Origin of the sequence: Desulfogranum marinum, assembly GCF_963675105.2 — a bacterium.
In the GTDB taxonomy this organism is placed as follows: domain Bacteria; phylum Desulfobacterota; class Desulfobulbia; order Desulfobulbales; family Desulfobulbaceae; genus Desulfogranum; species Desulfogranum marinum.
This window is the reverse complement of the sequence record NZ_CAXXRO010000002.1, coordinates 1,080,345-1,093,238: the sequence shown is the minus strand read 5'-3', so window position 1 is coordinate 1,093,238 and position 12,894 is coordinate 1,080,345. Positions and strand designations below refer to the sequence as shown.

At 47.2% G+C, this 12,894-nt stretch carries 16 protein-coding genes; 1 reads left to right on the top strand and 15 read right to left on the bottom strand.

Annotation, left to right across the window (positions count from 1 at the left end; translation table 11 throughout):
• Positions 1-30: 30 nt before the first annotated feature.
• Positions 31-159 (top strand): hypothetical protein, encoded by a 129-nt coding sequence (locus ACHZCY_RS05655; RefSeq protein WP_319548140.1) that lies wholly within the window; start codon positions 31-33, stop codon positions 157-159.
• Between the two features lie 377 nt (positions 160-536).
• Here the strand turns inward: ACHZCY_RS05655 and fliR are convergent, their stop codons facing one another.
• The 15 genes from fliR to ACHZCY_RS05580 form a co-directional block, all read right to left on the bottom strand.
• On the bottom strand, positions 537-1,322 hold the full coding sequence (gene fliR / locus ACHZCY_RS05650; RefSeq protein WP_319548139.1) for a flagellar biosynthetic protein FliR: 786 nt from the start codon (positions 1,320-1,322) through the stop codon (positions 537-539).
• A gap of 96 nt (positions 1,323-1,418) precedes the next feature.
• Complete coding sequence (gene fliQ, locus ACHZCY_RS05645; RefSeq protein ID WP_205222954.1) at positions 1,419-1,688, bottom strand: flagellar biosynthesis protein FliQ; 270 nt, start codon at positions 1,686-1,688, stop codon at positions 1,419-1,421.
• A 78-nt stretch (positions 1,689-1,766) separates the two neighbouring features.
• Positions 1,767-2,507 (bottom strand): flagellar type III secretion system pore protein FliP, encoded by a 741-nt coding sequence (fliP, locus tag ACHZCY_RS05640; protein WP_319548137.1) that lies wholly within the window; start codon positions 2,505-2,507, stop codon positions 1,767-1,769.
• The gene (locus tag ACHZCY_RS05635; protein WP_319548136.1) at positions 2,492-2,872 is read right to left on the bottom strand and encodes a FliO/MopB family protein; all 381 of its coding nucleotides are present in this window, start codon (positions 2,870-2,872) and stop codon (positions 2,492-2,494) included. The genes fliP and ACHZCY_RS05635 overlap by 16 nt, the downstream gene beginning before the upstream one ends.
• A gap of 4 nt (positions 2,873-2,876) precedes the next feature.
• Positions 2,877-3,257, bottom strand: a complete 381-nt coding sequence (fliN, locus tag ACHZCY_RS05630; protein ID WP_205222920.1) for a flagellar motor switch protein FliN — start codon at positions 3,255-3,257, stop codon at positions 2,877-2,879.
• Positions 3,244-4,275 (bottom strand): flagellar motor switch protein FliM, encoded by a 1,032-nt coding sequence (locus ACHZCY_RS05625; RefSeq protein WP_319548135.1) that lies wholly within the window; start codon positions 4,273-4,275, stop codon positions 3,244-3,246. Before ACHZCY_RS05625 ends, fliN begins: the two co-directional genes overlap by 14 nt.
• A gap of 4 nt (positions 4,276-4,279) precedes the next feature.
• On the bottom strand, positions 4,280-4,783 hold the full coding sequence (locus tag ACHZCY_RS05620) for a flagellar basal body-associated FliL family protein (RefSeq protein WP_319548134.1): 504 nt from the start codon (positions 4,781-4,783) through the stop codon (positions 4,280-4,282).
• Positions 4,784-4,808: 25 nt separating this feature from the next.
• Positions 4,809-5,552 carry an OmpA/MotB family protein gene (locus ACHZCY_RS05615; RefSeq protein ID WP_205222923.1) on the bottom strand — a complete coding sequence of 248 codons (744 nt, stop codon included), beginning with the start codon at positions 5,550-5,552 and terminating at the stop codon, positions 4,809-4,811.
• A gap of 15 nt (positions 5,553-5,567) precedes the next feature.
• A complete protein-coding gene (locus ACHZCY_RS05610) occupies positions 5,568-6,332 on the bottom strand; it encodes a motility protein A (RefSeq protein WP_319548133.1) in 765 nt (254 codons plus the stop codon).
• A gap of 225 nt (positions 6,333-6,557) precedes the next feature.
• Positions 6,558-7,847, bottom strand: coding sequence for a flagellar hook protein FlgE (locus ACHZCY_RS05605; protein WP_319548132.1), 1,290 nt, complete (start codon positions 7,845-7,847; stop codon positions 6,558-6,560).
• Positions 7,848-8,016: 169 nt separating this feature from the next.
• Complete coding sequence (locus tag ACHZCY_RS05600; protein WP_319548131.1) at positions 8,017-8,727, bottom strand: flagellar hook assembly protein FlgD; 711 nt, start codon at positions 8,725-8,727, stop codon at positions 8,017-8,019.
• A 16-nt stretch (positions 8,728-8,743) separates the two neighbouring features.
• Positions 8,744-10,417, bottom strand: coding sequence for a flagellar hook-length control protein FliK (locus ACHZCY_RS05595; RefSeq protein WP_319548130.1), 1,674 nt, complete (start codon positions 10,415-10,417; stop codon positions 8,744-8,746).
• Between the two features lie 5 nt (positions 10,418-10,422).
• The gene (locus tag ACHZCY_RS05590) at positions 10,423-10,947 is read right to left on the bottom strand and encodes a MotE family protein (RefSeq protein WP_205222928.1); all 525 of its coding nucleotides are present in this window, start codon (positions 10,945-10,947) and stop codon (positions 10,423-10,425) included.
• A 25-nt stretch (positions 10,948-10,972) separates the two neighbouring features.
• Positions 10,973-11,404, bottom strand: coding sequence for a flagellar export protein FliJ (fliJ, locus tag ACHZCY_RS05585; protein WP_205222929.1), 432 nt, complete (start codon positions 11,402-11,404; stop codon positions 10,973-10,975).
• A 59-nt stretch (positions 11,405-11,463) separates the two neighbouring features.
• Entirely contained in the window at positions 11,464-12,837 is a 1,374-nt protein-coding gene (locus ACHZCY_RS05580; protein ID WP_205222930.1) for a FliI/YscN family ATPase, read from the bottom strand.
• Between the last annotated feature and the right edge of the window lie 57 nt (positions 12,838-12,894).

The window sequence follows — 12,894 nt, the reverse complement described above, 5'->3', positions numbered from 1 at the left end:
TCATAGTTGAGTGTTTACGAGGTAAAATGCTTGCAAATCATGCACCTGAATGAAGCGATCATAGACTTGATAAGGCAGGGGAGCTTTGATTGTATTGATAAGCGGGAGGCAGAACAGTTATTGGAAAATAATGAGCAGCGAGGGAAGGAACTGGACTAGGCCGAATTTCGAGTCCATATTGTGTTTGATTGTTAAATTGAATATAATTGCCACATGTTAAGCAAGGTCACTTGGGTGCAAAAATATATAACGATATTCATTAGCTAAGAGGTATAGGGCACTATCGACGTCTTCGCTGATCTATTTATGAGCCCGCTGATTTACTGCCTTTTCGCCCAATCTCTCGGAGTCTAGCGCTTACATCGTTATATTAAAAAGAATCCTCAGAATATCAACTATATGCCTGCGGTTATTTTTAAGCATGCCTCGGAGTCTTCGCTTACCTGACCTTGAACGAAAATTCTAGTCAATCAACAGACTCATTTATAGCTAAAAAAATTGGATCTGACGTTGACTGAACTGATGAAAAATGCCTCCTAGGGAGTGTTGAAAAGGGTGAAAAATTCCATGATATTGTAGCCGAGAGTGTCAAATTCACGACGCAGTATCAAGAGCGCTGTGTTAAGTGTCAAACCAATGACAAAGAAGGCGATGCCTATGTTCATTGGAAAGGAGAGCATGAACACGTTGAGCTGGGGAAAGACACGGGAAAGGATACCAAGGACCAGATTGGAGATGAGCAACAGGGCCAATACCGGGGCACTGAATTTAACACCGAGGATAAACATCTGGCTCCCGAGGTGAGTCAGCTTCGGTACGACTTCTCCAGAGAAATCGAGATAACCTGGAGGCAGGGTAATGTATGATTCTATGATGGCCTGAAAAAAAAAGTGATGTCCATTGAGAGCGAGAAATACAAGGATGGCGAAAATGTTGATGAACTGGCTCATTAACGAGAGTTGCTGGGTTGTCTGTGGATCAAAAATGTTGGCCGCGGCAAACCCCATTTGATAGCCGATGATAGTGCCGCCAAAGCTGACCCCGGTGAAAATAAGTTGTGCGGTCAAACCAATGAGAGCGCCAAGAATGACTTCATTAATAAAGAGAATGCCGAGTTCGGTTATTGAACTGATATTTTGGGGTGTGTGGGAAGCCATTGATGGAAAAAGGAGCAGAGCGGTGGTAACAGCAAGGCCGATTTTCATTCGAATGGCGATCTGTGAACCTGCAAAGACAGGAATGGCAGCAATCAGGGCGATAACTCTTGCGAGGCAGATGAGAAAATTTTGAAATTGATCGATCGGTATAAGCTGAATATCCATAGTAGTCTGCCATCTAGCCTGGATTTCTCATAAATTGAGTGCGACATGGTTGTTGGAAAATTTTGTCGGTTCGCCCCGACATGAAGGCTCTGCTGCTTACCTGCCAACGGTGGCAATGTCTGCTATAATACCAGTGGTAAAAGTGATAAGCAGGTTCATTATCCAAGGGCCAAATATCAGTAGAGTTATAAAAACAGCGACAATTTTAGGAATAAAGGTCATTGTCTGCTCGTTGATTTGGGTCGCTGCCTGAAAAATACTTATTACCAGGCCCACCACCATTGCAACCAGCAGCATGGGGGCTGAGGTCAGTAAAACTGTTTCCACCGCCTTTCGTCCTATATGGACCACGGTCTCAGGGGTCAGCATTCTCTTTTCCTTGTACGAGTTAAAGTTCGGTGTAGATTGTCGGTTTTCAGCTCTTCGCTGAAAAGGTACAAATATTTAACCAAAGCTTTGCATTAACGATCCCACAACAAGCTGCCAGCCGTCAACCAGGACAAAAAGTAATAATTTAAAAGGCAGGGAGATGACAATAGGGGGCAGCATCATCATACCCATGGACATCAGCACCGAGGCGACCAGCATGTCAATCACCAGGAAAGGAACGTAAATCATAAATCCCATCTGAAAAGCAGTTTTTAACTCAGAGAGCATGAAAGCGGGAATGAGCACCATGGTTGAAATATCTTTTTTCTCTTCAGGTTGCTCCTCTTGCGTAATTTCTATAAATAGCTGCAGCTCACTCTCCTGAACCTGGGAAAACATGAAGTCTCGCATAACGTCAACTGCTTCAGTCATTGCCTGCTGTTGAGTGATCTGTTTGTCCATGTATGGCTGGAGTGCTTTGTTATTAATGGAGTTTATCGCTGGAGCCATCACGAAAAACGTAAGAAACATGGCCATGCCGGTAATAATCTGGTTTGGCGGTGTATTTTGGGTGCCCATTGCCTGGCGAACAAAACCAAGCACAATGACGATCCGGGTAAACGATGTGGTCATCAGCAGAATGCCAGGCGCAACCGAAAGGATAGTGAGCAGAAAGAGTATCTGCAGCCCGGTGGAGACTTCCTCCGGGGTTGCAGCATTGTTTACTCCGATGCTTAATGTAGGCAGATTTACAGCGGCAGCTATTTGTGCAAACAACAGCAACCAAGGAAGAAGGAAAATTACTTTATACCGCATTGCTTTTCCTTGAGTACTTCTTGAAATTGTCGATCCTTTGCAGGTGAGGAGAGGTCGGCGAGTAAATGCATACCGTTACTGCTGATACCGATGAGCAGTTCTTTCCCCTGTACTTCAATCAAGGCAAGCGTGTTTTTAGGTACTATCGGCTTGATTTCAATAACTCTTATGTTGTTTGAGCCTGTGGTGCCATACCCGATTTTTTTCCGAACCAGTGCATACAAAATCAATATTAATCCGATGACGATAAAGAGCGCCCAGAGTGTTTTGCCAAGCATTGAGCCCATGGAATGTATTTCAGCAGCATGGGCAATAACGGGAGTCTGGAGCAGGCCGAAAGGTAAAAGTACGTACTTGCGCGGCATATTTTTAACCAAGCTGCTCCAGTCGATCACTTTGGCTGACAACCTCGGTCAGTTTAATACCGAACTTGTCGCCAACCTTAACGGCTTCTCCACGGGCGATAAGACGAGAATTGACATAAAGATCTAAAGGATCACCGGCCAGTTTATCCAACTCAACCACATAGCCTTCTCCCATCTGGAGCAGGTCTTTTAGAAGGATTTTGGTCCTGCCGACTTCCACTGAGACCTGAAGCGGCACATCAAAAAGAAACTCCAGGTCGCGGGTACTGTTTTTCTTTTTAGCTGCGGGTGGCGCGGTCTGTGGATCCTCCAGCAGTTCTGCCGTTTCTTCCGGTTTAAGTGTGTTGTCCGGTGCGGGAGGGTTGGGGTTTTCAGTCGTTTCCATGCATATCTCCAAGTCTGCTGCTATTGTATCTTTTCGTTATGTGAAAGGCCTTCCTACCGTTTCTTTCACCGGGGATGGCGAAAAATTTTGGCTGGTCCTCTACCACTATATGGAGCGGACGGTCCGGATCATATCCAAGGTCCAGAATATCACCTGGTTTTAACTGTAGAATGTTGCGGATGGTCATTTCCAGTAAGCCTGACCGGGCGATTACCGAACATTTCATCTCTGCAGCTTCACGGGCAAAGGAATTGGTCCAGCCATAAGCCGCCTGCGTGACTGTAACCATTTGTTTAAAGGCTTCTCTGAACGGCTCGACGGTGAGATAGGGGATGATAAAACGCATTTGTCCAGCACTCTCACCGCTTACGCTGACATTGAATGAGGCAACCAGAACTTCGGTATCTGCCTCAACTATGTTTACCAGGCGGAAGTTGTTTTCAATTTTTGTGAGACTGGGGTTGAGCTCTGTTATCGGGTTGAAGGCCTTTTTTAAATCTTTGGTTATTCCCATCATCGTGCTCTTGAGAATGCTTATTTCAATGGGAGTAAGGGTTCTATTGGGAGTGATCGAGTCGCTGTCCACCGACGAACCAAGCATAATCTCAAGCAGGGCAAAGGCCATGGAGATATCAAAATGAAAGAGGCAACCGTATTTTAGGGGATCAGTGCTGAAAATGCCGACTGCGCCTTGATTGTTCAGATCAAGCAGGCTTTGTTGAAAGGTATTGGTGGTTATTTCAGTACGCTCTACCATAAAAGAGCGTTGCAGGGTGTTGGTCAGGCTGGTCCCAAAGTTTCTGGCAAACATGTCTATGATGATGTCAAAATTGGGAATACGGGACTCCCCGTCAGATGTGGCGCGGTGTTGATAGACTTGACAGAGATCCACCTCTTTAGCATGCAAAAAACGCGGAGCCTGATGGGGGGCGCTGTCAACCGAGTCGGTGGTAATGTCGCCGGACTTGATCGCAACGAGCAGGTCAGCAATTTCTTCTTTGCTTAAAATCGGTTCCATGATGCTACTGGACGACGAAGTCCGTCATGTAAATGGACTTTACCTTTCCCGTTTTGAGGAAGGTGTTAATCCTGTTTTTCAGCTCAGCTTTTACTTGTTTTTTTCCCTGCAGGTCTTGTAATTCTTCAAAGGTTTTGTTGCCTATGAGCAACAAAACGGCATCTCGAATCTGCGGCATTCTTTTGGTTGCCTCTTCAAGGACCTTTTCATTGGTCAGCTCAAGGGTAAGAGATGCTTTAACATAATGTGCCGTGTCTTCACTGATGATGTTAACAATAAATTCCTCAATGTTAATCATTGGCCCAATTTCAGCGTCATCGACTTCAGGTTGGATCATTTCCACTTGCTTGTTGGCGTCCTCTTCGGGCAGTGGGTCTTTTTTCAGGAACAGAAAATAGGCCGCTGCTCCCGCCCCCAAGAGAACAACAAGGGCTGCTGCAATGATAATGATAAGCTTTTTTTTGCCGCCACCTTCTTCTTCAGTGGTTTTGGCTTCCTGTTCTGCCATAAGATACGTTCCTTTACCTCAGTGATTAAAAGGGAATTTTACTGGTAGGGCGATTATACTGATCAACCTTACGATTACTATTTAAAATAAACTCCACTCTTCGATTTTTACTTTTGTTTTCATCGGTGGTATTGGGAACCAGTGGGTTTGTGGCGCCATAACCGACAGCAGCCATTCGGTCGATGGAAAAAATTTGTCCCCGGTTGTAAAAACGCATTACAGATACGGCTCTGGCCACAGATATATCCCAGTTGGTGGTTGCAGCCAGGGACGTTGGCGTGTTGTCGGTATGCCCTTCGATGCGCATGGTCATGGGGAGGGGACGAACGATATCGGCTATTTTTCGCAGCAGCGGATACGAAGACGGATTCAGGCTGGTTTTTCCCTTGTCAAAGAGGACAGAGTCATTGATACGGAGAACGATGGAATCGTCATCCCTTTGTACTGCTTCTACCTCGTCCATGAGTTTTGTCAATTCCAGGTCATTTTTGATCTTTTTGAAATAGGTTATTTTGGTTTCTCTGGGAATGGGGGTGAACTTTGATTCAGGTGGTGACTGAATGACAGGGATAGAGAACTTTTTAGGCGCTGCTGTGGTTCTCCAGCCAAAGGAATCTTTTATCGATGATTTGGCCTGGACAAATTTAATCGGATCCATGCTGGCCATGGAGAGCAGAAGTACGAAAAAGGTAAGGAGCAGGGTAACGAGGTCACTGAAGGTCACCATCCACTCTGGAACACCTTGTGGACATTCCTGTTTTTTTGCCATGATTCGTCCCGTATTTTACTGGAAGACAGATTCACGCATTTTGGGGGCAATGTAAGCGTGTAGTTTTTGTTCCATTACCCTTGGATTCTCCCCGGAAAGGATGGATTCCATCCCTTCGACAATAACAGTCTTCTGCAGTAATTCTGTTTTCGATCTGGTTTTAAGTTTACCAGCCATGGGATTGAAAAGAATGTTTGCCAGAACTGCGCCGTAAAAAGTTGTCAAAAGAGCTACTGCCATGGCCGGGCCGATAGAAGATGGATCACTCATGTTCTGCAGCATCTGCACCAGACCAATTAATGTTCCTACCATACCCATGGCAGGGGAAATAGTGCCAAGCGAAGTGAATATTTCCGCACCTCCACTATGCCGCTCCTGGATATAATCAATTTCGGTGTTGAGCATCGCTTTCAGATCGTCTGGTTCCTGTCCGTCAACAGCCATCTGCAGGGCCTTGACCAAGAATTGATCTTCAACGGTATCGATGGATCCCTGTAGAGAAAGGATGCCTTCCTTACGGGCTTTGTTGGCAAATTCCATGAGCTGGGCAATCAGTTCGTTGGTGTTTGCCTCTTTGATTAAAATAGTTTTTTTGGCAACCCCGATGGCGCTGATAACATCTCCCAAGGGAAAGTTAATCAGGGCAACCCCTGCAGTCCCTCCAAAAACGATAAGTATGGAGGCCACATCGATGAACATACCAACGCCGCCACCCTGGAGGATGGCCATCAGCATTAAACCAAATGCAGCTACGATTCCTATTATGGTTGCAATATCCACGTGTTGATTCCTGGTACGTGAGAGTTACTATGGATTGTAATGGGTATAGAAAAGTGTACCTAAAACTATGGTCAAATACAAGTTGCAAAAAGGAAGCCAACAGGAAAGGTTGATAAAAATGGTGGAACAAAAGGAGGTTGCTTTGTGAACGCTTACAAATGCAAGGGGAACTGCACTGTCAAGAGGTGACAGTGCAGTTGTGAGCCAGAAATTTGACAGGGAATTTTATCGTTTAAGATTGATCAATTCGCTGAGCATTTCATCAACAGTGGAGATGATTTTTGAATTAGCCTGAAAGCCACGCTGGGTGGTAATCATTTTAACAAATTCCTGACCCATATCCACAGTGGATTGCTCAAGAGAGTTGGTAAAGATGTTTCCAAGCTCAGCACCGGCCAACCCAATACGAATGGTCCCTACGTCGTCTGTGGCCGAAAGGAGATTTGATCCGGCCAGTTCAAGTCCTCCTGTATTTTGAAATTTAGCCAGGACCAGTTGGGCAACATTTACCTGCTCACCGTTAGAATAGGAGGCAATAACTATTCCATCATTTCCAATTCCCACCTTGGTCAGTTCCCCTGCTCCGTAGCCGTCCTGGTTCTGACCGATTACCACAGAGTCGCTGTCAAACTGGGTGCAATCAAAAACCAGGTCAATTTCCTGGCCTGCTTCTGCACCGTTATCCCAGTCGCCATCAGCGGGAACGGGAATAGCAACGGTCAGCGGGTCGTCTGCCACACCATCAGGGTTGCCGTCCAAGTCGGCATCATATAATCCATTGCCGTCAAAGGTTAATTGATCACCAATGGCTGTGATGTCAGCTCCGTCAACGGTATAGGCCATGTTCCACGTGTTGGTAGCCGTTTCTTCCAGCTGCCAGTAGGCTGTGACAAGGTGCTGTTCTCCGAGGGAGTCATAGACAGTGCTGGATGCGGAGTAGTTGTAGGTGGCATTGTCGTCAGGGTTTATGGCAACACCTACTCCTATTTCATCGGCGTTGGCATCCAGGTTGGTCTCAAAGGTCAGTTCGGTGGTGGCATTGGCTTCAATAAGACCGGTACTTGCGACCTGTATATCGCTTGGATCACCGCCATCGAGAGTGCCGTCGGCAAGGAATTGCTTGCCTTGAACAACATACCCTTCAGGGTTAACCAGGTATCCTTCATCATCAAATCGAAATGCGCCGGCTCTGGTATACAGTTGGGTTTCGACGCCAAGCTCGCTGACCACAAAAAAACCTTCTCCTTCGATTGCCACGTCCGTATCGGAAGAGGTGGTTTCAAAAGTTCCCTGGCTGTATATGTTGTCGACGGTAGAAAGGCCTACACCACGCCCGACCTGGGAACTTCCGCCGGATCCGAACACACTGCTGGATAAAAGATCGGAAAAAACGGTCCGCGAGCCCTTAAATCCGAGAGTATTGGTGTTGGCCAGGTTGTTACCGATAACGGTCATGGCTTGGGAGTTGGTATTGAGACCACTTACTCCGCTGAACATTGCACTTTGAATGCCCATTGCATCCTCCTGCGTGGCTTATAGGTTGGATAATTGTTGTATTTTTACCAGTTGAATGTGCTTTCCATGCTTATACTACTGCGGACACATCCTCAATTATCCCCGAGCCATCCGTTGCTGCAGAGATTGTTTGTTGTTCTTGACTTGGTGGAACATCTGAACTGCTTACCTAGCCATCCGTTGGTTCGGCATTTTCAGGTTGCTGTGTGCTTTGGTCGTAGGCACCGTGTATTTCATCAATGGCGTAGTAACCGGAACTGGTTTCCAGTTTAGGGGTGCCTCCATCCATTTTTACGCCGGTCACTTCAGAGCGAATGAGCGTCGTAACTGCCGCGGCTGATAAATCGTTAGCACCCGTAGCCTGGATATCGATAGTGTAGGTGCCTGAAGAAAAAAAGTCGCCTTCTTCATTTTTTCCATCCCAAGTGATGGTGTGATTCCCTTGGTCAAGATCGGTAAGTTCAATGGTAGCAACAGTTGCGCCGGTGGAATCCTCTATACGGAGCGTTCCCTCGGTAACAGTGTCATCAATCCTGTACCCTATTTCAACCGGCTGCTGATCAAAGCTGAAGGTATCTCCAGAAACCAGCACCTCTTTACCTATAAGAGAGAGCGCTGAAATGCGTTGAGAGTTGTTTTGGGCCAAGGTCATTTCGTCCATGGCCGTGTTCAGGTTAAAGAGCTGCTCTAGTTGACTGTATTGTGCCAATTGGGCGGTAAATTCAGTCGCATCCGTTGGGTTTAGCGGATCCTGGTTTTCTAACTGGGCAACCAACAGTGTCAGGAATTCTTCCTGTCCAAGAGAGTTTTTTTCCGTTGTACTCGTCCCGCTGGTTGCTGAGGATATATTTTGTTGAGTAATGGATCCGATATCGGCCATGGTGGTTCTCCTCTGTCTAGACTGTAACGCTTAAGCTCTGTTGGCTCTCATTAACAAGGCTGGGCTCTTCGTCTGTACTGGCGGCCATGCCTGTGGTTGAAACATTGCCGAGCCGGTAACTTTTGCCCAATTGGTGTCGGGCATTGTTCTGTTGGAAATGGTTTCCATCGTATTGTTCGCCGGCTGCTACGGAAATTTCAACGTTATTGAGGTGCAGCCCTTGTTGTGCCAGTGTTTCGCGGAGTCGCGGCAAGTGGCGTTCCAGTGCTTCTTGAGCCTGAGGGTTTTGTGCGGTTATATGAGCTTTGACATTATCTTGCTTTACCTCTATCTCCATTCGTAGCTCCCCCAGTTCCTGTGGATGCAGTTGGAGACGGATAGAGCCTGACTCAAGCTTTTGGGCACCGGAAAAGTGATTAATGACCTGGTCAACCACCACACTCTGCTGAAAGGTTGCACCTGAAGGCAGTTTCATAAGACCTGTTCCGGGAGAAGTTGTGGGTGAGGTCGGTGCTGACGCTGCGGCAACCACGCTGTCAAGCGTAAACGGTACAGGAGCGGTATCTTTGCTGAGACGAGTTTCTGCCGTAAGTTCGGTGGAGGTGGACATATTCTTGGGATCAGGCTGTTGTTCTCCGCCGCTTTTTGCCTGTTGCTCACCTCCTGCCCCCAGAGCCGTCTTCCCCGAATTGCTGGGCAGGTTGGAATGAATGTAATTACTGTTGGCGTCCTGACGTTGACCACTTTGGTCGACAGTCGATGGGCGGCCGGCCAATGGATTTGTTACGGCCATCTCTTCGTTGTCACTGGATTGATAGATAGTGATGGTCTGCCCGTTTTCAGTTTTTATAACATTTTCACCAACCGGCGTCGCTGATACTGCGGTTGTGTTCTCAGGGTTGGTCGGTTGCGTTTGGATGGGCTTATAGGTTGCACTCCATTGTTCCACCACCACTGATGAAGAAGATTCGTTACCCGGCAAAGAAGGGGTGGCGATTGGCGACAGTGTAGACCGAGGTTGTGTTAATTCCGAAGCAGTATAGATCACTGCCTGCGACATGGATTGAGGGGTGTCGTTATTAGCACTGGTTGCAGCAGGTTGCGCCGGTGTCAATATTTCGGAAAGTGCTGCCAGTTGTTGTTGGAGAGCCGATGCTTTCTGGGGCTGAGCGTTGACACCCTCAGGCTGGCTGGCATTTTTTTGGGGTGCACTGATGGGTGAAGTGGATTGGGCATCACCTGCAAGTGGACCAGTTACACTTTTTTGGGTCGAAAGTTTATCCAGCAAAACCATAAGAGGCGATGCCGCTTTGTTGTTTTCTCCAGATAAAATTTGAGCATCGAGTGGTTGTAGCTCAACCTGAGTATCGAGTAGTAGTGATTGAGCCTGAGTGTTGAGTAACGTTGATTGCTGAGGTTCCAATACCTGGTTGGTTGGATTCACGTTATTCCCGGCCATTAGCAATTGCGCCTCAGTCTCCAGCACTCTCTGATTTAACAGCGGGACATTACCAGCCATTTCTCTTCCCTCTGCAAGAGCAGTTTCAAGCGAGTCAGTTGACTCTCGTGCCGTTTCATTGGCCAAGTGCTGTGAGAAGCTTTCCTCTCCGATAGAGAGCGAACCCGTTGGCTGGTTTCCCAATGGCGTCGGTGCGAGAAATTCGCCTGGGGTTGAAAGGAGGGGCTGCATGATTCTTATGGTGTCTCCAGAGTTGAAAAAGCAGTCGTCAGAGCAGCAGCCTTATCACGATCCATGTTATTGAGGATTTTTGCTGCAGATTTCGTCTTCATTTTAGCTAGTATCGCAACAGCAAGGTCTTGCTCCAGGCTGCCGAAAACACGGGCTGCTTTTTCAGCACCCATTTTTCCGTACATCTTGCTTAATTCCTGGATTCTTTGCAGCTCCTGAGCATCCTTCTCAGCAAGCAGTTTTTCCAGTTCGATGCGTTGTTGCTTCAATTCTTCTAATTTCTTATCGACCTCTTGCTGCAATCTCTTTAGTGTATTTTTTTTCTTTGCGAGTTCTTCTCTTTCATTCTTGAGGTTAATCCGCTCCTCCTCCAAAGCGACAAGCAGTCGTCTTTCCTCAACTGATCTATAGTTGTTTCCGTTATCCACAGATGACGGTTCATCCTGGTCCGCTCCGATGCCGGTTGTGGCAATGCCGGCAAAGAAGAGAGAAAAGAACGCATAAAAAATAATGAGTTGTATCTGCTTCATATCTTTGAGTTCTCCTTACCCGGTTTCATTTTTTGTGAAAAAGGACTGCCAGTTCATCGAGCATGGCGAGTTCTTTTTTATTGAGATGCTCTTGGTAGGCATTGTTTTGTTTTTCTTTCATTTTTTCGATTACTTTCCTGTCTTGACTTGCCTTGAGAAGGGCTTTTCTTTTACTCTCTACTTCTCTTTCGGCTTTTTGTACTCCTTGGTCGGCGGCAGAGACCTGTTCCTTGACAAGAGCTATTCGATTTTCCAGCATGATGAGTCGAGGGGCGGTGGTCCCCTGTTCTTTTTCCTGCTGCAGCCTTAGATACAGGTGATCACGGTCTTGTTGGTGGCGGGTGCGAACAGCCTGCGCTTCGGTCTCTTTTTCAAGTGCTGTAAAAAGATTTTGCCTGGCAGTATCCTCAAGCTGTTTACGAAATTTGATAACGGCATCAAGTTTAAAAGGCTGCATCTTTTGTAACTATTAACAGGGTTGATAACATCTTTGATGTATTTTTGAAGTGCCGGGTATTACTCCGTAACTTTTTTTCTTCTCTCTTTGCCTCTCCGTCCGGGACGCCGTCGTTCTTTTCCCTCACGGTCACTAACCAGGGATCCCATGCTTGCAATGGATGCTTCCAGAGGAGATGATTCGTTAATACCCTGGGTAAGAAATTGATTAATGCCATCAATGCGGGAAATGGCATAGTCAATTTTTGGGTTACTGCCTGCTGCATAGGCACCAATGTTTATCAGGTCCTCAGACTCTCGGTACGTTGCCATCACGTTTCTTGTTTTTCCTGCCAATTCCATGTGTCTGGGACTTACTATGTCACGCATCACACGGCTGGTGGACATCATTATGTCAATCGCCGGGTAATGATTTTTAGCAGCAATGCTGCGTGAAAGGACGATGTGGCCGTCGAGGATGGAGCGAACAGCGTCTGCTACCGGTTCAGTGAGATCGTCACCATCTACAAGTACAGTGTAAAGCCCGGTTATTGAGCCTTGATCTTTAAATTTTCCTGCTCGCTCAAGCAGTTTGGGGAGGGTGGCAAAAACTGAAGGGGTATACCCTTTTGTTGTGGGAGGTTCTCCAATTGATAAGCCGATTTCTCTCATTGCCATGGCAAAACGGGTCACCGAGTCCATCATCAGAAGGACATCTTTTCCTTGCTTACAGAAAAATTCGGCAATGGCAGTAGCAAGATAGGCTCCTCGCATTCGCAGGAGAGGAGAGTGGTCAGAGGTCACGGCAATAATCACAGATCTGCTGAGTCCCTCTTTGCCGAGATCGCGTTCAATGAATTCACGTACTTCCCGGCCCCTCTCGCCAATAAGGGCAATGATGTTGACATCGGCCTTGGCATACTTTGCCATCATGCCGAGGAGGACACTTTTTCCCACACCTGAACCAGCCATGATGCCCATTCGTTGCCCAACTCCACAGGTGAGCATACCATTGATGGCTCGAATACCAAGATCCAACGGTTGATTAATAGTATCACGCATCATGGGGCCGGGGGGAAGAGCGTACAGTGGTTGTTCGTGTGACAGGTGCATGGGCGGGCCATCATCAACCGGATTCTCCATACCGTCAATAACCCGGCCAAGCAGATCGTTCCCGACCCTGACCGTGGCCTGCTCTTTTTTGACCCTGATCAGGCATCCGGGACGTAGCCCTCTGAGTTCTCCCAGCGCCATCAGTTGAGCCTGGTCACTATTGTAACCGACAATTTCTGCAGCTACCGGTGCCCCTCCCTGCATGGGTAAAATTTCGCAAAGAGAGCCGATGGAGGAATGGGGACAGGAGCCTTCTACGACCAGGCCGACGATGCGTTGTACTTTACCGTACACTCTGATTGGTGAAAAGCTGTCAAACAAGGTGTTGTCTGGAAAAAGCATTGCCTGGAATGTCTCCTTTTCAGGGGTAGCCGGCGCTACCCTTCATATACACGGCTA